This is a genomic window from Ferviditalea candida, assembly GCF_035282765.1.
Lineage (GTDB): Bacteria > Bacillota > Bacilli > Paenibacillales > KCTC-25726 > Ferviditalea > Ferviditalea candida.
The window spans coordinates 115,594-136,493 of record NZ_JAYJLD010000003.1 but is presented as its reverse complement, the minus strand read 5'-3'; the positions used below and the strand labels follow the sequence as shown (position 1 = coordinate 136,493).

The following is a 20,900-nucleotide window of genomic DNA, read 5'->3' as shown; positions in this document are numbered from 1 at the left end:
GATGGAAATAAGTAGTCAAATCTCGTTCGGCCAAGCGAACCGGGGAGGGTGGAAGCCCGGTGCGGCGAATTGACGAAGGGCGTTCCGGAGATGCATAAACAGCTTAAAGCGGATTGAACGAGGACGGCGAAGCCTTCCGGTATTCAATCAAGTAGGGTGGAACCGCGGGAAAGCAACCTCTCGTCCCTATGCTCGGTACAAGGGCATATAGACGGGAGTTTTTTGTGTTGCATAGTTCGGGCTCGCGATGAAATTAGTTCCGCTTTCATCGCGATGCCTACAGGAGAAGGAGTGGACAATGAGATGAATTTCCAGCAGATCATACTGACTCTGCAAAATTTTTGGGCGGCGCAAAACTGCATCATTGTACAGCCCTATGATGTGGAGAAAGGGGCCGGCACGATGAATCCGATGACCTTCCTCCGCAGCATCGGGCCGGAGCCGTGGAACGTTGCATATGTGGAGCCCTCCCGCCGTCCGGCGGACGGCCGGTATGGGGAGAATCCGAACCGCCTCTACCAGCATCACCAGTTCCAAGTCATCATGAAGCCGTCACCCGACAACATCCAGGAAATCTATTTGGAAAGTCTGAAACAGCTGGGCATCGATCCGCTGCATCACGATATCCGCTTTGTTGAGGATAACTGGGAATCGCCTACATTGGGCGCATGGGGATTAGGCTGGGAAGTATGGCTGGACGGGATGGAAATTACCCAGTTCACGTATTTTCAGCAGGTAGGGGGCATCGACGCAAATCCGGTCGCCGTGGAAATCACATACGGTCTTGAGCGTATGGCCTCTTACATTCAGAACAAGGAAAATGTGTTTGATCTTGAGTGGGTGGACGGGGTTTCTTACGGAGATGTGTTTCATCAGCCGGAATTCGAGCATTCCAAATACACGTTCGAGATTTCCGACTCCAAGATGCTGTTTACTCTGTTCAATATGTATGAAGAGGAAGCGAAAAAAACGCTGGAGCATCATCTGGTGTTCCCTGCTTACGATTATGTGCTGAAATGCTCTCACACATTCAATCTGCTGGATGCAAGAGGAGCGATCAGCGTAACCGAACGGACGGGGTACATCATGCGTGTGCGCAACCTGGCCAGACAATGCGCGGCGACATATCTGGAGGAACGGGAACGTTTGGGCTTCCCTTTATTGAAAGGCAAAGGAGTGGCGAGCGATGGCTAAGCATCTCTTGTTTGAAATCGGCATGGAGGAAATTCCGGCCAGATTTATCCGTGGGGCGGTGGAACTGCTGCAGCAAAAAGTGGAAAAGTGGCTGAATGATTCGCGGATAGCCTACGGCAAGGCTGAGGCTTTTGCAACTCCCCGAAGAATCGCCGTTTCCGTCAGCGATGTCGCGGAAAAGCAGGAGGATCTGCAGGATGAGGTGAAGGGTCCCTCCAAGAAAATCGCTCTGGACGAGCAGGGGAATTGGAGCAAGGCAGCGCTGGGGTTTGCCCGCAGTCAGGACGTGAATCCGGAACAGCTATTTTTCAAGGAATTGTCCGGAGTTGAATATGTGCATGCCGTCAAAAGCAAAAAGGGAGTTCCTGCGGAAGAGCTTTTTGGAGACGGGCTGAAGGAAATTGTGCAATCGATGGCTTTTCCGAAAAATATGCGCTGGGGCAGCCATGATTTGCGTTTTGTCAGACCGATTCGCTGGATCGTTGCACTATTCGGAGAACAGATCATTCCGCTCGAAATCACAGGTGTACGTTCCGGAAGAATGACCAAAGGTCATCGTTTCCTCGGGCAGGACGTTTCGATTCCGTCCGCATCGGAATATGCGGCCAAGCTTCGCGAGCAGTTTGTGATTGCCGACATGGGTGAACGCGCTTCGCTGATTGCCGGACAAATCGAAGGACTGGCGAAGCAAAAGGGATGGCACGTTTCCATGAAGGAAGATCTGCTGGAGGAGGTGCTGTTCCTGGTTGAATACCCGACGGTATTGTACGGAACCTTCGATCCGGATTTTCTGAATATACCGCAGGAAGTTTTGATCACCTCGATGCGGGAGCATCAGCGTTATTTTCCCGTGATGGACGGAAACGGGAAGCTGCTGCCGTATTTTATAACAGTCAGAAACGGCAATGATGTGTCGCTGGACCAAGTCGCCAAAGGCAATGAAAAGGTGCTGCGCGCGCGTCTGTCCGATGCGAAATTCTTTTACCAGGAAGATCAGAAAATGAAAATCGACGCGGCGCTTGCCCGCTTGGAAACGATCGTATTCCATGAGGAGCTCGGCACCCTTGGAGATAAAGTAAGGCGCATCGGCAGAATCGCCGAGGAAATAGCGGGAATCCTGCGCTCGGAAGAGCAGACATTGCAGGATGTTCGACGGACTGCGGCCATTTGCAAATTCGATCTCGTGACCCTGATGGTCTATGAATTTCCCGAGCTGCAAGGCATCATGGGCGAGGATTACGCACGTAAAGCCGGGGAAAAAGAAGCGGTCGCCCGAGCGATTTTCGAGCACTATCAGCCTCGTTTTTCAGGGGATGCCGTTCCGGCTTCGCTGGTTGGTTCGATCGTCAGCATGGCGGACAAAATCGATACGATTGCCGCATGTTTTTCGATCGGCATCATTCCGACGGGATCGCAGGATCCCTACGCTCTGAGGCGGCAGGCTGCGGGGATCGTCCAGATCCTGCATGCGCACCGTTTGCCGATCCGTTTGGCCGATCTGTTCGATACGGCTCTGTCGGTGCTTGAGCAGGCGGGTTTGTTAAAGCGCGAACGTAATGAAATAATGAAGGATTTGATGGATTTCTTTGCTCTTCGCGTAAAAAATATTTTCCCGGATACGGTCCGTTACGATATTGTCGATGCGGTGATGTCCGGCGGATTCGACGATGTGTCTTCCGTCGTGCGCAGAGGGGAGGCGCTGATGGATGCTGTGAACGGAGGAGAGTTCAAGTCGGCGGTTGATTCGTTCGTAAGGGTCGGCAATTTGGCGGCCAAAGCGGACGAGAGCCGCGAAATCGACAGCGCTCTGTTTCAGCAAGTCGAAGAGCATGTTCTGCATGATGCATGGCGGTCGATGCGGGATGCTTATCTTGGCCGGCTGGCGAATTTTGAAGAATCTCAAGCGTTGGAGCGGTTGAGCAGTTTGAAGGAACCGATCCGCCAATATTTCGATGCGGTGATGGTCATGGTTGACGATGATGCGCTGCGCCGGGCCCGATTGGCGCTGCTGCGCGGAATCGCCGACGATATCAGGAGGTTTGCCGACTTCCAGAAGATCGTCTGGTAGCAACAAGTTGAATTTTCCGACGCCCTGTCCATTTAGTTGTAGAGCGCAGCGACCCAACTTTTTGAACACGCTCTTGTAGTGAATTTTCAAGGAAGCAGGACTTTGACCATAGTTTGGCGTATATCTTAAATAGAAAAATAACGGGAAACGGTGATCGAGATATCTTCAGAAGAGCTTACAATTATTGTGGATGCCGATGCTTGTCCGGTCAAAAAGGAAATCGTCCTGACAGCCAAGGCGTTCCGCGTCCCTGTCGCAATGGTGGCCTCCTATGATCACAGGCTGCAGCCGGAAGAAGGGGTACGGATCGTTCAGGTGGACCGCTCCCAGCAATCGGCCGATCTTTTTATTGCCAATCTCGTCAAAGCCCACGATATTTTGGTGACCCAGGATTTCGGTCTGGCTGCGATCGGTTTGGCTAAAGGCGCTGTCGTGTTGTCCAACCGGGGACAAATCTACAACAACGAGAATATCGGCTTTTTGCTGGAACGAAGACATGAACACGCCAAACAGCGGAGAAACGGCCATTACGGCAAAGGTCCGAAACCTTTTACGGAAGAGGATCGTGTGAATTTTCTACACACTTTGACAAAAACTTTAGAACATTTGCAGGAAAATTCATCGTTGTAGCGAATAGTATTACGTGTCAAATCGGGAAGTGAATCAGGATGAATTTCGGGAACATTCCGGATGATGTGATTGCTGCTGTATTAAAGTATCATGAGATTGTTGAAGTGGTCAGCAAATATGTGCATCTGGCCAAGCAGGGCAGGAATTTCAAAGGTTTGTGTCCTTTTCATTCGGAAAAATCGCCTTCTTTTACCGTATCGCCGGATAAGCAAATATTCAATTGCTTCGGTTGCGGGACGGCGGGCAATGCCATCAAGTTTGTCATGGAGATTGAAGGGCTGACTTTTCCCGAAGCGGTCCGCCAATTGGCCGAAGAAGCGGATATCCCGATAGGCTGGGAATCCGCCCCGGCGGAAGAAACAGCCGGACAAAAAGAAAAGCGCCTGATCATTGAAGGACACGAGCTTGCCGCAAAATGGTACAATTATTTGCTCAAAAACTCCGAGCTTGGCAAACCGGCCATGGAGTATCTGCGCGGCAGAGGGTTTACCGACCGAATGATCGACGAGTTTCAGATCGGCTATTCTCCTCCCATGTGGGACAAGCTTTGCCAATTTTTGAACAGCCGCAACATCAATCTGGCGATTATGGAGAAGGGGGGCCTTGTTTCCGCAAATTCCGAAGGCAATGGATATTTGGATCGGTTCCGCGATCGAATCATGTTTCCGATCCGCGATGCCAGAGGAAGAACGGTTGCTTTCGCCGGTCGGGTATTGAAGGAGGCACAGCCGAAATATTTAAATACGCCTGAAACCGTATTGTTTAATAAAAGCAGCATATTATATAACTTGGATCGGGCTAAATCTTCGATCCGCAAAAGCCGGAAAGCGGTGCTTTTCGAAGGATACGCGGATGTGATCAAAGCTTGGGATGCAGGAGCGGCCAACGGAGTCGCCACGATGGGAACCGCGCTGACCGAAGAGCATGCCCGGGTGCTCAAGCGGTTTGCCGACGAGGTCATCGTTTGTTACGACGGGGATGATGCCGGTCAAGCCGCCGCATTCAAAAGCCTCGCATTGCTGGAGAGGTCGGGATGCAATGCCCAAGTGGCCATCCTTCCGGGCAGAATGGATCCAGATGAATATATTTCCGTCAACGGCGCGCAAAAATTCCTCTCGGAAATAATCAATTCCGCTGTTCCTTCCACAAAATTTAAATTAATTTATTTGCAAAGAAACCATATACTACAAAAAGATGAAGGAAAGCTGAAGTATATCCAAGAGGCGCTTAAAATTATCGCCGAACTGCATTCCCCCACCGAGCGGGAGCATTACGTCAAAGAATTATCCCATGATTTCCAATATTCCATCCAATCCCTTAACGAACAGTTGCATCAAATTCGCGAACAATTACAAAAAAAGAAGAATTTTGGGGATAATAAAGAAAATTCGTGGAATAATGTTATGAATGACAGGAGAACGGAAAAGACATCGCCGGTTCTTCTGCCGGCTTTTCATAATGCCGAAAGAAAGCTCCTGGCGGTCATGATGGAAGATGCGGATGTCGCTCTGTATGTCCGCGAACAGTTGGGAGACCGGTTTAATGTAGAAGCGCACGCAGCTTTAGCTGCTTATTTATATGCTTATTATGCCGATGGGAATGAGCCCGATGCCAGCAGATATATGGCAACCTTGCACAACGAACAGCTTGAAAAAGTCGCCAGCTCCATCGCGATGACGGATTCCACTGGCGGGATTAACGACAAGGTGATTGACGATTACATCCGGGAGATCAAAAAATACCCGCAGTTGGCGGCACTAGAGTTGAAAAAAGAAGAAATTGCAAGGGCTGAACGTGCGGGTGATGTAATTCGAGCGGCCCAGATTGCAAGTGAGATTATTTCCCTGGAAAGACAGCTGAAAACATTATAGCTGCAAAAGGCCGGCTATGATGGGTGTCAACGGTTCCTCTAGGGAGGAGGGAGTTGGATTATGGCGAACGAACAACACACACAATTGGAAAATGAGCTGACACTCGAACAGGCAAAAGAACTTTTGATTGAGGCGGGCAAAAAACGGGGGTCGCTGACTTATAAAGATATCATGGAACGGCTGAGCCCATTCGATCAGGATCCGGATCAAATGGATGATTTTTTTGAACAATTGGCCGATATGGGTATCGAAGTCGTTAACGAACATGAGGATGAAATCGAGTTGGGTCCGGAAGATCAGCGGGATACCGATGATTTCAATTTCGATGATGATCTCTCTCTTCCGCCCGGAGTGAAGATCAACGATCCGGTTCGCATGTATCTGAAAGAAATCGGCCGTGTTCCGCTGCTTTCAGCCGAAGACGAAGTGGAGCTGGCCAAAAGAATTGAGGACGGCGATGAGGAGGCGAAACGCCGCTTGGCCGAAGCCAATCTCCGGTTGGTTGTCAGCATTGCCAAAAGATATGTCGGAAGAGGCATGCTGTTCCTTGATTTGATTCAAGAAGGAAATATGGGTCTGATCAAGGCGGTTGAAAAATTCGACCATACCAAGGGCTACAAGTTCAGCACCTATGCGACCTGGTGGATTCGGCAAGCGATTACACGAGCCATCGCGGATCAAGCCCGGACCATTCGTATCCCCGTTCACATGGTGGAAACGATCAACAAATTGATTCGCGTTTCTCGCCAACTGCTTCAAGAGCTGGGACGTGAGCCGACGCCCGAAGAAATTGCCGCGGAGATGGATTTGAGCACGGACAAAGTTCGCGAGATCATGAAAATCGCTCAGGAACCGGTTTCTCTGGAAACGCCGATCGGGGAAGAGGATGACTCGCACCTCGGCGATTTTATCGAAGATCAGGAAGCTCTGGCGCCTGCCGACGCGGCTGCGTATGAACTATTGAAAGAGCAGCTTGAGGATGTGTTGGACACGCTGACCGAACGTGAAGAGAACGTGCTGAGACTGCGCTTCGGACTGGATGACGGACGTACGAGAACCTTGGAGGAAGTTGGTAAAGTGTTCGGAGTTACACGCGAGCGGATCCGCCAAATCGAAGCCAAAGCCCTGCGCAAGCTTAGACATCCGAGCCGCAGCAAGCGGCTGAAAGATTTTCTGGAATAGCTCGAACCGACTTTACACGGACCTTGCTGCCTGCAGTGAGGTCCATTTTTGGATGCCGGGAGGATAAGCGATGGAACCGGAAAAAAGGAAAATCCTCGTTAGGGAAATCGAACATTGGCGCAGCAGCCGGCTGCTCCCGGAGCAATATTGCGATTTTCTGCTCAACTTGTATATTGAAGACTCCGGCATGCCGGGCAAGCCAAAGCGTTCCGCCAAGCTGTTTCATCAACGGAAAAACGGGAATTGGTTATCGTTAACCATCATTTTTTTAGTTATTTTTACATCTATTTCCTTTTTTGCACTTCATTTTAACTCTTTTTCCCTGTCATTTCAAATCATTTCCGCTTTGCTGCTGCTGATCGCGCTTTACGGATTGGGCTTCTGGAAAAGAAGCTCGAATTTGGCCTTGTCGTATTCGGCCTTCGGCCTGGCTTCGCTGGCGGTCTTGTTCATCGGTGAATTTTTATTGAAGCGTTACGGATATGATCCCGGCTGGATGATCGGATATGTCGGCTTGAGCGGGTTGGTTTGGATTGTCACGGGCTGGCTTGCCCGAATAGGACCGATTCATTTGAGCGGTTGGGTTGCAGTGCTGTATGATTACGGTTGGCTGCTTTCACGGGGAGACATTACAGAAGCTTGGCTGCTGCAGCTGATGTGGGTTCCGGGCTGCCTGATATTCATTTGGCTGAGCAGCGTGCTGCATGAGCGTAATAAATCGGTGGGCCGGGTGTTTTTCATGGTCTCCTGCATCATGTGGTTCTCGCCGGAGATTTATGATATGGTTATCCATGAAATCAATATCGGAATTCAAGTTTCACTCGCGGTAAAATTGATCGCAAGCGTAACGCTCCTGTTGATCTTCAGAAGAAAATGGATGGAATGGGTCGTTTAAAATGAGTGTCAAATTATCGAAGCGTTTGGAAATCGTTGCGCAATGGATTCCACAAGGAAGCCGTTTGGCGGATATCGGTACGGATCATGCTCTGCTGCCTGTTTTTTTGGTGCAGACCGGGAAGATTTCCTTTGCGGTAGCCGGGGATATTCATGAAGGTCCGCTGGAAACTGCCAGACAACAAGTGGCTGAGGCCGGTCTTCAGGATCACATATCGATCCGCCGGGGTGACGGATTAGCGGTCGTCGAACCGGAGGAGGTCGACGCCGTTTCGATTGCCGGAATGGGCGGCTCCACAATGGTACATATCTTGTCTGAAGGAGAGAAACAGCTGGCTTCCGTAAAAAGGCTGGTTCTGCAGCCGAATGTGGGCGAATTTGCCGTCCGGCGATGGCTGGAGGACCATCAATGGTTTCTCGCCTCAGAGGAACTCTTGCAGGAAGACGGACGGATTTATGAGATTCTTGTCGCCGATCGCCGTCCCAATGCCGCCGAATTAAATCGCAAGCTGTATGAGCAGGCCTCCTCGGCCTATGGCGCAGTTCTGACCAAAGAAGATCTGCATCTTCTGGGGCCTTACTTGCTACAGAAGGCCGGGCCGGTTTTTGAACGCAAATGGGAGGGTGAACTGCTGAAGCTGCAGCAGGTATGCCGAAGCCTGAAAAATTCCAGCTTAGCTGAATCCCGGCTCAAGCTTGAAGAAATGCAAAGACGAACGGAACGGATAAAGGAGGTATTGCAATGTTTGCCAAAGGTCAAACCGTAGTTCAATGGCTTGAACAGTTTGCCCCAAAACATATTGCCATGCCGGACGATAAAATCGGTTTGCAGCTCGGTACGCTGCAGAAGGAAATCAAAAAAATTCTTGTGACTCTTGACGTTACCGATGATGTGGTGGAGGAAGCGATCCGGATGCAGGCGGATCTGATCATCGCCCATCACGCAATCATCTACAAACCGTTGCCGCATATTCAAACGGATTCCCCGGCTGGGCGGTTGATCGAGAAATTGATCAAGCATGACATCGCCGTATATGTTGCCCATACCAACCTCGATATTGCAGAGGGAGGTATGAACGATCTGATGGCCCGCGCGCTGAATTTGTCCGAGCTTTCCAGCCTGGAGGAAGTTCATACGGAAAAGCTCAGCAAATTGGTTGTGTTCGTCCCCGAAAGTCATGCCGATCGGGTGCGGGAGGCTGTATTCAATGCCGGTGCGGGTTGGATCGGACAATACAGTCACTGCAGCTTCAATTTGGAGGGCACAGGAACTTTTATGCCTCGGGAAGGAAGCGATCCCTATATCGGCAAGCTGGGACGGCTTGAGTCGGTGCGGGAAATTCGCGTGGAGACGATTCTACCGGACAGCGTTCGGAAGAAAGTTATTCAAGCCATGCTTAAAGCGCATCCTTATGAGGAAGTCGCGTACGACTTGTATCCGGTTGACTTGAAGGGACGAGTATTCGGCTTGGGGCGTGTGGGAAAACTATCGGAAACGGTCAGTCTGCAGCAGCTTGCCGATATGGTCAAGCAAGCGTTGGAGGTGCCCGCGCTTAGAGTCGTCGGAGAACCGGATAAGCCGGTGCGCAAAGTGGCCGTACTCGGCGGCTCCGGAAGCCGGTATTTCCGTCATGCTTTGTTTGCCGGTGCCGACGTGCTAGTTACCGGAGATATCGATTACCACTCCGCGCACGATGCGCTGGCTGCCGGTTTGGCTCTGATCGATCCGGGACACAATGCCGAAAAAATCGTCAAAGCGCCGGTTGCCGAATATCTGAACGTCAAATTCAAAGAAAACAAGCTGCAAACGACGGCCATCGCTTCATCGGTCAATACGGAACCGTTCCGATTCGTATGAAACAGCAGATCCGGCTTTAGCCAACGGCATCATATTCAGGAAACCAAGGAATACATTCATGCTTGAGTATTCAACCGCAATTTTGTTATACTAACATTTGCGAAGGGAAGTTTGTCAGACAATCGCCGGCGGCGTGCTGCGCACGCTGCGGGAGGAAAGTCCGGGCTCCGCAGGGCAGGATGCTGGATAACGTCCAGTCAGCGCGAGCTGAAGGATAGTGCCACAGAAATGGACCGCCGATGGCGCCTGCAGGCGTACAGGCAAGGGTGGAACCGTGGTGTAAGAGACCACGAGGGAATTTGGCGACTTATTCCCTGGTAAACCCCATCTGGAGCAAGACCGAAGAGGAGCGCGGTGCGCGCGGGATACGTCCTGCTGCACAGCCCCGGCCCGGGGTGCGTTCGGGTTGGTCGCTGGAGCCGTCCAGTAATGGACGGCCTAGATAGATGATTGTCACTTCAAGGGTGGGAGGGTTTCGGCCCGTTATGACCACCGGAAGCACAGAACCCGGCTTACGACAAGCTTTCCTGATCTACATAATCCGTAAGGCTCAAGCCTTGCGGTTTTTTGCGTTTGTTGAAAAAGCCGAGCGAACCGTAAGATTACTTGCTTCAATTCGATTAAAATACGAAATTATTGAAATATTTGCCTACTATATTATTTAAAAAAATAGTAAAATTATGTTGAAATATAGGTAAATATGACTATAATTAAGGATTCAGTTTGGTCGCGGTTAATATTCAGGGGTTTAGAATTTATCAGAAGATTCTTTTTCTGAACATTCGGACTTATAAAGGTGGTCGTGGATAATGAATGATCAGCAAAAAGAAATGCAGCTGTTCACCCATGCGTTTAAATTTGCGGCAATCGGCATGGCTCTCGTTTCGCCGGATGGGCGTTGGCTGAAAGTAAACCGTGCTCTTTGCTGTATTGTCGGGTATTCTGAAGAGGAGTTATTGCAGATGTCGTTCCAAACGATTACCCATCCGGATGATTTGGATCGTGACTTGAATTTCGTGCGCCAAATGATGAACGACGAGTTGGAAACCTATCAAGTCGAGAAACGCTATTTTCATAAATCGGGGCGTGTGGTTTGGGTCCTGCTGAGCGTATCGCTGGTTCGTGACGGCAAGAACAGCCCTCTTTATTTCATTTCACAAATTCAGGATATTTCCGAAAAGAAAAAGATCGAGAAATCCCAGCGGCATCTTATCGCCATTTTGGAAGAGACGACCGATTTTGTGGCGACCGGCGACAAGTACGGAAATGTACTTTATTACAACAGTGCGGCGCGGAAAATGCTGGGAATCAGTGACGATGAGGATATTTCCAGGATTATCATACCGCAAACCCATACGCCGTGGGCGGCCGAGCTGGTCATGAACACGGCGCTTCCATACGCGGAAAAACACGGCGTTTGGAGCGGGGAAACCGAATTGCTGAGCCGTAACGGAGAGGAAATACCGGTTTTGCAAGTCATTATCGCGCATAGAGAGCAAAACGGAGATATCGAATATTTTTCAACGATTGCAAGGGATATCAGAAAGCTTAAAAAAACGGAAGAAATCCTCAGCAAAACGGATCGGCTTGCCGCTTTGGGACAATTGGCCGCGGGTGTCGCTCATGAAATAAGGAATCCGCTGACTACCTTGAGAGGATTCATTCAAATCTTCTTGGCTAAGGACGCCAGCAATAAAGAATATCTTGATATCATGCTGTCCGAGTTGGATCGAATCAATCTCATTGTCAGCGAGCTTCTCATGCTGGCCAAACCGCAGGCTGCCAATTTTCAAGTCAAGGATCTGAAGGTTCTGGTCCGGAACGTGATCACCCTTTTGCAGACCCAGGCCATTCTTCATAATGTGCAAATGATTGCGCAGTTTGACGAAGAGCCTTTATGTGTAAAGTGCGAGGAAAACCACTTGAAACAGGTATTTATCAATATCATCCAAAATGCGGTTGAAGCGATGTCTGAAGGGGGGGATCTTGCGATCGAAGTCAAAAAGCATGACGACGGAAACGCGCTTATTCGTTTTGCGGATCAAGGATGCGGAATTCCGGAGGACCGCTTGTCCAAATTGGGGGAACCGTTTTATTCTACTAAAGAAAAGGGATTCGGCTTGGGTTTGATGGTTAGCTATAAAATCATTAAAGAGCATCGAGGAACCATCCATGTCAAAAGCCTGATGGGTCAAGGAACAACCTTTGATGTGTTTTTACCTGTCTGTGAAACTCGATCAACATGATTGTTCAGGATACGCGGAAGGAATAACGGATTCCCAAATTGGGAGAGCCTTTTTATACCACAAAAGAAACCGGAACCGGCTTGGGGTTGATCGTCAGTTACAATATCATTGAAGCTCATCGGGGCAGTATCTGCATAAAGAGTCAGCTTCACGTGGGAACGACTGTGGATGTGATTCTGCCCATCTCCCCTGACTCTAAGTAATAGGAATCATAATTCGGCCAAGGGGTGCATTTTGTACATGGATGATTTTCAAGATTTACAGCATCAACAATCAAGCGAGAATCCGGGCTCGGCTGCTGAGGTCCTCAAAGTCAGCACGCGACTGGGCTTGACTTCATTCGGAGGGCCCGTTGCTCATTTGGGTTATTTCCACGAGGAATATGTCAAACGCAGAAAATGGATCGATGAAAAAAGCTATGCGGACCTGGTGGCGCTGTGCCAGTTTCTGCCGGGTCCGGCGAGCAGCCAGCTGGGAATTGCTGTCGGCATCGAACGCGCGGGAATTTTGGGCGGAATTGCTGCCTGGGCCGGCTTCACGCTTCCCTCCGCCATCGCACTTGTCATTTTCGCGTTTGTCCTGCAAAGGTTTGATGTGCATAACGCAGGCTGGCTGCACGGCCTGATGATTGTTGCCGTGGCCGTCGTTGCCCAGGCGGTTTGGTCGATGGCCCGGACCCTGGCGCCGGATCGGACGCGCGGGACCTTGGCCATTCTGACCGCCATCATCTGCCTGCTCCTGCCGTCTGCATTTACACAAATTGTGGGGATTGCTGGGGCGGGAGTGTTCGGCCACATATTTTTGGGCGGTCAGCAGCAGTCTCAGCAAGCGGCTTCTTTGCGTGTCCTGATCAAACGCCAAACCGCCATAACGGCCTGGGTTGTATTTATTGTTCTGCTTCTGGGTCTGCCGCTGCTGAGAATTCTCATTCCCAGTCAGACGCTTGCGGTTTTTGAAAGCTTCTATCGGGCAGGATCGTTAGTATTCGGAGGTGGGCATGTCGTATTGCCGCTGCTTCAGAATGAAGTTGTTCCGAACGGGTGGTTGTCAAACAGCGAATTCCTGGCAGGATACGGGGCTGCGCAAGCTGTACCCGGACCGCTGTTTACATTTGCGGCCTATTTGGGAGCGGTCATGCACCCTTCGCCTAACGGCTGGATTGGAGCCGGTTTAGCGCTTTTGGCCATTTTTTTGCCTGCATTTTTGCTGGTGTTGGGATCTCTCCCGTTTTGGAACGCGATTCGCGGCCGTGCAGGATTTCAAGCTGCTCTTCGTGGAATCAACGCCGCCGTGCTTGGTATTTTGGGAGCGGCGCTGTATGATCCCGTATGGATAAGCGCGATTCATACCTTGCAAGAGTTTAGCCTCGCATTGGCTGCATTCGGCATGCTGCTGCTTTGGAAACTTCCGCCTTGGCTGGTCGTGGTGTTCGGCGTCATCGGCGGTTACTTAATGAACGGCATCTAGGAGTCTTTTCATTCATTTGTAGTCTCAATGCGGCGAAGCTTACGTTTCAGCCATTCTCCCCAGAACGTCAAGGAATGGCGCGATAACTCGGCCCGCTGTACCGCCCTGACCACATCGATCTGGCCGTATCCGTAATATTTGTCCTTTCCCTTGACCCCCAAATCGGTGGCGGTCTGCCGGATGATATTCATGACCTCCGTATTTTTCAACAGCGGATTCGCCGAGCGGATCAAGGCGGCCAATGCGGCTACGTGGGGACTGGCCATCGAGGTTCCGGACAGGGCGGCATATTGGCTGTGGGGGTACGTGCTGGCAATGCTTACACCGGGAGCCATGACATCAATATAGCTGCCGAAATTGGAAAAGGATGCCCGCTTTTTGTCCCAATCAATGGCCGACACGGCCAGCACTTCCGGATAGGCGGCGGGATAACCCGGTTCTTCGGTATTGTCGTTTCCGGTGGCCGCGATCAGGACTACATCCTTGTCATAAGCATAACGGATGGCGTCATGAAGAAACTGGGCTTCGACATAGTTGCCGAGGCTCATGTTGATGACCTTGGCCCCGTGATCGGCCGCCCAGATGATCCCCTGAGCCACGGAATAAGTGCTGCCTGCTCCCGTTTCGTCAAGCACTTTGACCGGCAGGATCTTGTTGTACCAGGTCATGCCGGCAACGCCCTCGGCGTTGTTCACAATCGCGGATATAATGCCCGCTACATGTGTGCCGTGCCCCACATCGTCCGCCGGCGATTTTTTCTCGTCGACAACATTGACGCCTTTCAGCAGCTGTCCCTTCAGATCGGGATGATTCAAATCAACGCCGGTGTCGATGACGGCGACGATAATGTTTTTGTTGCCCTTGGTTACCGTCCATCCTTTTTCGGTGTCCACCAGCGGCAGGTTCCATTGGTATTCCGAATACAGCGCATCATTGGGCACGAAATTGCGGCCGATTCCGGCATTACGGCTTGCGGATTCGTTGGTCAAATAATAAAAGTGCGGCTCCACATATTCAATGTTCCATTTTTTGAAGTACCGCATCATTTGCTTCGTATCCATCTTGGCTGATTCAAATACGTAGGTATAACCGAGCTTTTTGAATTTGACGGTCTGAAGGTCGGATTTCATTCGGGCGAGCTCGTTCGATCCGGGTTGCTTCTTGAATTTGACGACAACCTGGTTTTTATGATAGTGGCTTGTTCCCGCATTGTCCTCTCCGTTTCGCACCCGGGTATCGCGCAGCGTGTCGGAGTCTACGGATTCCAGCTTCCAGTGTTTTTCGCCGGGATACGGGACCAATCGCAAATTTTTCTTCTGATGGTTTTCCACCTCGCTCAAAATTTCCTGCCGCACCAGGCCGATTAAGGAACTGTTTCCTTGGTCGGAAGGAACGCCAAGCACAAAATAATAAGAGCCGTTTTGTCGGATGCGCGGTGATTGATACGTATGGCCGTTTTGAACGGCTTGTTTGGCTTGCGCGAAATATTTGTTGACCGTTTTTTCGTCAAGCGGATACGGTAAACGGCCAATCCTGACACCATCCTCAAGCTTTTTGGCTTGCTCGGACCATATTACCTGTTTCATACGTCCATGGCCGGCAATCAGCTGAGTCAGCGTCCGGATGATGCGGTTCTCGTCATCGGACCGGCCGATTTGTTTCAATGCGTCATGAAAATCGCGCATGCACTGTGTTCTGCAGAGCTGATCGGTACGCTCGATGTCGGAGTTTAGCAGCGATTGTTTGCGAATGATTTCCGTACCCTGTTTTTTTTGGACGTCGCCTGTTTTGACGCAGGCCGGAAGCAAAGTGATCAGCAGTGTAATGACGATCAATAATGGGGCCGTTGTTCGCCGCACGGGCAGGTCTCCCTTCATTTTGAAGTGATTGCTGGTTTTAGAATTCGATGATTATCTTCAATTTATGTAATGGCGGAGAGGAGGCAATTTTTAGTTACCTTTTTGCATGGCTTTGTGATAGAATCATGTATAAAGTTCAATATTAGGAATAGCATGAAGGTCTGAGAACGATTTCCCATTGCAAAAGGAGAGAACTGTCATGGCTGCCCAACAAGTCAAAAATTTGTGCGAATCGAGCCGGACGAAGCTAAAAGAAGCGATTGAGAAAACCGAACTTTTTTTAAACAGTTACAACCTTCCTCAGCTGAATGCGGACGGGGACCAGGCAATGGACGAATTTTACCGGGGTTTTTTGACGGATATGCGTCATTTGCTGGTTTTTTCGGAGGTATCCTACGAAAAGCTCGGTCTTTGTCTGCGCAGACCCAATTTCAATGTCGACTATGCGGAAAAAGTGCTCTATGACGTGTACCATAATTGTGTAAACAGCTTCTTTTATCCGAAAAATGAATGCTATTCCGAGGATGGACGATACGCTTATACCGGCCAGGATGCCATTCGATTCCGGAAAAAGCCGGTGCGTGCAGTTCGCGACATTACTTTGGAGCTTTCCAAAATTTTTGAGGAGCTTCGTGAGGATTTGTCCTATTATGAAACGGACTATATCACGCAGCGGCGCATGCAAGGGGAAAAGGTTTAAGCTTACAGAATTCCGTTATTGAAAATTTTGCCGTTTGATGTTTCGGGAAGCAGCCGCACTGGCTGCTTTTTTACTGTTTCAAGCCTAACATGAAGTGGCAATCCGACTGAGAATAGAGCCGTCTTGAAACGGAGACCCTTAAATAAGGGGTGATCATTATGCCTGAAGTTAAATGCAGCGTTGCCAACTGTGAGTACTGGTTCACAGGAAATACCTGCAGCGCCGATGCGATCATGATTGAGATTGATCGACATGCCAATGCTGATTTCAAGACGGAATTTGCCGGTGAGTCTTTCAAGACCGAGCGTCAGGATACAGCCGTGAATTCATCGGCTACTTGCTGCCATACCTTTAAACAACGAAAATAGTGAAAACCGACAAGCACTGCAAAATTTTTTTTCGGAAATGAAGGAGGTTATGTTATGGAGGAATCCCGCAATGCGGAAAGCGCGGGAGAACCGAAATCCGCTTCGAACCCCGAACTTGAAGCCGAAGCCGCAGCCAACAAGGAATACATGTATGCCCGCATGGAAGAAGAGAACCTGGCGGAAATCGCGGATTACGGCGGCTTGAACGCTTTCGGCGCCGATGCCCGCAGTACGGAAGGGGAATCGGGATTGGGCGGCGCTGCAGAGGAGAACGACACGGAATTTGCTGCCGAAGCTACACCTTTGGGGCCGGAAGCCCACCGACTGATTGAGCCAGAGGATGACCGCCCGGATCAAAATCGGGCGGCAAACACAGGAGCCCGTCAGGCTACTCCCTGGGTGGGATGGCTGGCATTGGCTTTGGCCATAGCTTCTCTTTTCATGTGGCCGGCCGTGTTGGGGCCTGCTGGAGCGGTGCTTGGCCTGATGGCTTATTTTCAGGGAAGCCGATCTCTCGGCATCTGGTCGATGGTCATCGGAATTATTGCATTCGTTGCTTATGTTGCAATTGTTCCGTATTACACGTGATCTATCTTGAAAATTCAATGCTGCTAAAATCATGATTCATGTGAATTCTTGCAAGGAAGCTTCAGCTTGCCATTTTTGTGCCTTTGAAATGGCATGGGACGTCTTGGCCGCAAGCCTCATGGGAAGTGAGGCTTGCTTTTTCCTCTCCGGCTCTTGGCGGCTGGCAAGCTTGGCCAATTCAGTGTACAATAAATGAGGAACTGCAATGCAAGCGAAGGATTGATGACTGTGCTTTATTTTGATCATTCCGCGACGACGCCTCCTTATGACGAAGTGGTCGAAGCGTTTGCGGAAGTCATGAAAAAACATTACGGCAATCCTTCATCCCTTCATCATCTCGGGATGGAGGCGGAACGTCTGGTCAACCGGGCGAGGGAAGTGATCGCCTTGTCTTTGGGAGTCAAACCCGCAGAAATCGTGTTCACGTCCGGCGGAACCGAAAGCAACAATCTTGCCGTCAAAGGGATCGTCAATAAATATGCGCACCGCGGCAATCATTTGATCACGACGATGATTGAACACCCCTCGGTTTTACGGTGTTTTCAGGAACTGGAAAAAGAAGGGGCCCAAGTGACTTATCTTCCGGTTGACCGGACGGGAAGCGTCAGGCTGGAAGACCTGCAAAAATCGCTCACTGATGAGACGCTGTTGGTCAGCATCATGCACGTAAATAATGAAATGGGACGCATTCAGCCGATCGCCGAGATCGGAAACTGGCTCAAACAGTATCCGCGCATAGTTTTTCATGTCGATGCCGTTCAGAGCGTCGGCAAAATTCCTATCAATCCGGGTGCATGGAGAATTGACATGCTGACAGTATCGGCTCACAAAATCCGCGGTCCGAAAGGGATCGGTTTTCTATACAAACGGGAAGGCTTACTGTTGAATCCGCTTTTGTCCGGCGGCGGGCAGGAAAACGGCTTGCGTTCGGGAACAGAGAATGTACCCGCGATCGTGGCGATGGCCAAAGCGGTCAGAATGACCATGGAACAGCAGTCCGAACATATGCGGTATATGTACGGCTTGAGGAACAAGCTGACAACAATCTTGCATTCGATCCCTGAACTAGTGCTCAACGGATCGGATCGGGAAAGCGATATGGCCCCGCAAATCGTCAACGTGTCTTTTCCGGGCATGAAATCCGAGGTGGTTATCCATGCCTTGGAGTCCAAAGGGATAATGGTTTCCTCTCAGTCGGCATGTTCATCAGGCGAGGAACGGCCGAGCCGGGTGCTGCTCGCCATGGGTCACCCTGCGGAGCGGGCGCGAAGCGGGATCCGCATCAGTTTGTCTCCCATGCATACCCCGAAAGACATCGATCTGCTGGGCCGGGCAATTCGGGAAGTCGTTCAAGAACTTAAACAAACAATGAGGTTGCCATGATCGATATCAAAATGATTTTGCTCCGGTTTGGAGAATTGACGCTTAAAGGGAGAAACCGTGCCCGTTTTGAAAATCGGGTGATTTCCCATGTTAAAGAAGTGTTAAGCGCTTATCCGAAGGCGCGGATCAACAGAACCTACGGAAGATTGTACATTCAATTGAATGGTGAGCCCTACGACAAAGTATCCGAACAGCTGCTCAAGGTATTCGGACTCATATCGTTCAGTCCGGTGCTGCGCGCTGAGCTTGATCTTCATTCGATTCAGGAAGCCGCGCTGGAAATGATGAGAAATCTTGAAGCGCCGCCTCGAACCTTCAAAGTATCCGCCCGCAGGGCTTACAAAGGATTTCCTTATCCGACGCCTGAATTGAATCAGCTGATCGGGGGACACGTGCTTCGCAATATTCCGGACTTGAAGGTGGATGTACACCGGCCCGATACCGATCTCCACGTGGAAATTCGCGAAGAAGGCGCCTTTATTTTCTGCGAGATTGTCCCTGCATTGGGCGGCTATCCGCTCGGCAGCAACGGCAAGGCGATGCTGATGCTTTCCGGCGGCATCGACAGTCCCGTTGCCGGCTGGCTGGCCATGCGAAAAGGGCTGACGATTGAAGCCGTGCATTTTCACAGCTATCCTTACACCAGCGAACGGTCACAGCAAAAAGTAATCGATTTGGCCCGCCGGCTGTCCGTCTATTCAGGAAGAATTGCCTTGCACATGGTTCCGTTTACGGACATTCAATTGAGACTGCATCAGGAACGCGCGGACAATTTGCTGATTACTTTGATGAGAAGAGCCATGTTTCGGATTACCGAGCGCCTGGCCGCCATGCACAACGCTTCCGCCATTGTCACGGGAGAAAGCTTGGGACAAGTGGCAAGCCAAACTTTGTCCAGCATGAATGTGATCGGCAGGGTGGTAACCCTCCCGGTGATTCGCCCACTGGTCGCGATGGATAAGAATGAAATTATCCGTTTGGCCGAAAAGATCGATACTTACGCAACATCGATTCTTCCCTTTGAGGATTGCTGCACGCTGTTCGTTCCGAAAAATACGAGCACCAATCCAAATTTGCGGATTACGGAGCATATCGAAGAAGTCAGCGAATGGCTCCCCGATCTGATTGACGAAGCCGTGCAAAAAACGGAAACGATGTGGATTACAAACCGGGATCAGCAAAAAGATGCGCACTTGTTTTAAATGCATGTCCGGTTGAATAAGATAAATATGGAACTTTATTGTGTTTATTTCGTATAGCAAAAGATGAGAATGACTTTTGTTCAATACAGGGGGGCCCGTCATGCTTGAAGGATTTCTATTGTTCTTGGAAATCATGCTGATCAATATCGTATTGAGCGGTGACAACGCAGTCGTCATTGCCATGGCCAGTAAAAATTTGCCTCTTGACCAGCGCAAGAAAGCGGTCTGGTGGGGGGCATTCGGAGCGGTCGCGCTGCGTTTGGTGCTGACGGTTGTCGCTGTTGTTTTGTTGAAGGTGCCTTACATCCAGGCGGCAGGCTCTTTGCTGTTGATGTATATCGCTTTGAAGCTGCTGATGGATGATGAAGGCCATTCCAATGTCAAGGAGGCCTCCTCTTTGGCTGGGGCGGTTTGGACGATCATTGTCGCCGATTTCATCATGAGCCTGGATAACGTTTTGGCCATCGCTGCAGTTGCCGAAGGGGATTTGATTCTGATCATTCTCGGGATCGGCTTGAGCATACCGTTGATCATTTGGGGAAGCACCCTGATCATGAAGCTTCTGCATAAGTACCCAATTCTTGTCTATATCGGGGCCGGCATACTCGGCTATACGGCCGGTGAAATGCTGGTCAGCGATCAAAAGGTGGAGAAGCTGTTGGAGCACGCCAATCCAGCCTTTCATTGGCTGATACCGGTAGCAACCACACTGATTGTAATCGGCGCCGGATTAATTAAAAAGCTTGCCGCATCCAAATCCATTGATATAAAATAGAAAAAAATGTTGTCAAAACCTGTCTGGTTTTGCGGTCGTGCGGGAGGTTTTGCGGGTGCCCAGAAACTCTTATGCCAGCGGAATGTTTTTACTGATATTCGGCATTTTTATTCTATTGGGTAAATTGGGAGTCATCGGTTTTTTGATTTCCTTGTTGTGGCCCGCTGTACTCCTGATTCCCGGACTGCTGCTGCACTGGCTGTATTTTGCAAGGCTCCTTCCTTCAGGAATGTTGATCCCCGCAGGAATGCTGACGACTTACGCGTTGATGTTTTTCTTTGCGAACCTGTTCGGCTGGGGAATGATGAAGTATATTTGGCCCGGTTTTATTTTCGGGGCGGCAGTGGGATTCTATGAAATTTATTTGTTCGACCGCGGTTCGTCCAGAGGGTTTCTGATGATCTCCGTCATTTTGGCCGCTGTGTCGGCCGTATTTTTCGGATTCACCTTATTGTTCGGATTGGGCACATATTTCATTGCCTTTGTCCTTATTATTTCGGGAGCAGTCATGATTTACCGCAGGCAGAGAGTATGGTAACACTTGCGTTTTTTGGCGCTAACAGATATAATATTGTAGTTGTAAGCGTCGGCGGTGGTGTCCGACGCTTTTATTTT

At 50.2% G+C, this 20,900-nt stretch carries 20 protein-coding genes and 1 other RNA gene; 19 read left to right on the top strand and 2 right to left on the bottom strand.

Going from position 1 to position 20,900, the window contains the following annotated elements; translation table 11 throughout:
• Positions 1–303: 303 nt before the first annotated feature.
• The 12 genes from glyQ (at position 304) to chrA (ending at position 13,410) form a co-directional block, all read left to right on the top strand.
• Complete coding sequence (gene glyQ / locus VF724_RS03330; protein ID WP_371752796.1) at positions 304–1,194, top strand: glycine--tRNA ligase subunit alpha; 891 nt, start codon at positions 304–306, stop codon at positions 1,192–1,194.
• Entirely contained in the window at positions 1,187–3,262 is a 2,076-nt protein-coding gene (glyS, locus tag VF724_RS03325) for a glycine--tRNA ligase subunit beta (RefSeq protein ID WP_371752795.1), read from the top strand. Before glyQ ends, glyS begins: the two co-directional genes overlap by 8 nt.
• 153 nt (positions 3,263–3,415) lie before the next feature.
• A complete protein-coding gene (locus VF724_RS03320; protein WP_371752870.1) occupies positions 3,416–3,892 on the top strand; it encodes a YaiI/YqxD family protein in 477 nt (158 codons plus the stop codon).
• Between the two features lie 38 nt (positions 3,893–3,930).
• A complete protein-coding gene (gene dnaG / locus VF724_RS03315; protein ID WP_371752794.1) occupies positions 3,931–5,763 on the top strand; it encodes a DNA primase in 1,833 nt (610 codons plus the stop codon).
• A gap of 60 nt (positions 5,764–5,823) precedes the next feature.
• On the top strand, positions 5,824–6,945 hold the full coding sequence (gene rpoD, locus VF724_RS03310) for an RNA polymerase sigma factor RpoD (protein ID WP_371752793.1): 1,122 nt from the start codon (positions 5,824–5,826) through the stop codon (positions 6,943–6,945).
• 70 nt (positions 6,946–7,015) lie between these two features.
• On the top strand, positions 7,016–7,840 hold the full coding sequence (locus VF724_RS03305) for a hypothetical protein (RefSeq protein WP_371752792.1): 825 nt from the start codon (positions 7,016–7,018) through the stop codon (positions 7,838–7,840).
• Between the two features lies 1 nt (position 7,841).
• Positions 7,842–8,606 carry a tRNA (adenine(22)-N(1))-methyltransferase gene (locus VF724_RS03300; protein WP_371752791.1) on the top strand — a complete coding sequence of 255 codons (765 nt, stop codon included), beginning with the start codon at positions 7,842–7,844 and terminating at the stop codon, positions 8,604–8,606.
• Positions 8,582–9,697, top strand: a complete 1,116-nt coding sequence (locus VF724_RS03295; RefSeq protein ID WP_371752790.1) for a Nif3-like dinuclear metal center hexameric protein — start codon at positions 8,582–8,584, stop codon at positions 9,695–9,697. The genes VF724_RS03300 and VF724_RS03295 overlap by 25 nt, the downstream gene beginning before the upstream one ends.
• Before the next feature lie 106 nt (positions 9,698–9,803).
• An RNA gene (gene rnpB, locus VF724_RS03290) (RNase P RNA component class A) lies at positions 9,804–10,227 on the top strand.
• Positions 10,228–10,506: 279 nt separating this feature from the next.
• A complete protein-coding gene (locus VF724_RS03285) occupies positions 10,507–11,943 on the top strand; it encodes a PAS domain-containing sensor histidine kinase (RefSeq protein ID WP_371752789.1) in 1,437 nt (478 codons plus the stop codon).
• Between the two features lie 38 nt (positions 11,944–11,981).
• Positions 11,982–12,146, top strand: a complete 165-nt coding sequence (locus tag VF724_RS03280) for an ATP-binding protein (RefSeq protein WP_371752788.1) — start codon at positions 11,982–11,984, stop codon at positions 12,144–12,146.
• A gap of 37 nt (positions 12,147–12,183) precedes the next feature.
• Positions 12,184–13,410, top strand: a complete 1,227-nt coding sequence (chrA, locus tag VF724_RS03275; protein ID WP_371752787.1) for a chromate efflux transporter — start codon at positions 12,184–12,186, stop codon at positions 13,408–13,410.
• A gap of 8 nt (positions 13,411–13,418) precedes the next feature.
• Here chrA and VF724_RS03270 read toward each other — a convergent pair whose 3' ends face one another.
• Positions 13,419–15,269 carry a S8 family peptidase gene (locus VF724_RS03270; protein WP_371752786.1) on the bottom strand — a complete coding sequence of 617 codons (1,851 nt, stop codon included), beginning with the start codon at positions 15,267–15,269 and terminating at the stop codon, positions 13,419–13,421.
• Between the two features lie 199 nt (positions 15,270–15,468).
• Here VF724_RS03270 and VF724_RS03265 point away from each other — a divergent pair, with 199 nt between their 5' ends.
• The 3 genes from VF724_RS03265 to VF724_RS03255 all read left to right on the top strand — a co-directional run bounded on the left by VF724_RS03265 (position 15,469) and on the right by VF724_RS03255 (position 16,925).
• On the top strand, positions 15,469–15,969 hold the full coding sequence (locus VF724_RS03265; RefSeq protein ID WP_371752785.1) for a YpuI family protein: 501 nt from the start codon (positions 15,469–15,471) through the stop codon (positions 15,967–15,969).
• Positions 15,970–16,127: 158 nt separating this feature from the next.
• Entirely contained in the window at positions 16,128–16,337 is a 210-nt protein-coding gene (locus VF724_RS03260) for a DUF1540 domain-containing protein (protein WP_371752784.1), read from the top strand.
• 54 nt (positions 16,338–16,391) lie between these two features.
• Positions 16,392–16,925, top strand: coding sequence for a hypothetical protein (locus tag VF724_RS03255; protein WP_371752783.1), 534 nt, complete (start codon positions 16,392–16,394; stop codon positions 16,923–16,925).
• Positions 16,926–16,961: 36 nt separating this feature from the next.
• On the opposite strand, the gene VF724_RS03250 is transcribed toward VF724_RS03255, so the two are convergent.
• Positions 16,962–17,171, bottom strand: coding sequence for a hypothetical protein (locus VF724_RS03250; RefSeq protein ID WP_371752782.1), 210 nt, complete (start codon positions 17,169–17,171; stop codon positions 16,962–16,964).
• On the opposite strand from VF724_RS03250, the gene VF724_RS03245 reads away from it, so the two are divergent.
• From VF724_RS03245 to VF724_RS03230, 4 genes are all read left to right on the top strand, one after another.
• Positions 17,154–18,308 carry a cysteine desulfurase family protein gene (locus VF724_RS03245; protein WP_371752781.1) on the top strand — a complete coding sequence of 385 codons (1,155 nt, stop codon included), beginning with the start codon at positions 17,154–17,156 and terminating at the stop codon, positions 18,306–18,308. The two genes, VF724_RS03250 and VF724_RS03245, sit on opposite strands and share 18 nt — an antisense overlap.
• On the top strand, positions 18,305–19,510 hold the full coding sequence (thiI, locus tag VF724_RS03240; protein WP_371752780.1) for a tRNA uracil 4-sulfurtransferase ThiI: 1,206 nt from the start codon (positions 18,305–18,307) through the stop codon (positions 19,508–19,510). The genes VF724_RS03245 and thiI overlap by 4 nt, the downstream gene beginning before the upstream one ends.
• A 100-nt stretch (positions 19,511–19,610) precedes the next feature.
• Entirely contained in the window at positions 19,611–20,285 is a 675-nt protein-coding gene (locus VF724_RS03235) for a TerC family protein (RefSeq protein WP_371752779.1), read from the top strand.
• 55 nt (positions 20,286–20,340) lie between these two features.
• Positions 20,341–20,823, top strand: coding sequence for a hypothetical protein (locus VF724_RS03230; RefSeq protein ID WP_371752778.1), 483 nt, complete (start codon positions 20,341–20,343; stop codon positions 20,821–20,823).
• The last annotated feature ends 77 nt before the right edge of the window (positions 20,824–20,900 follow it).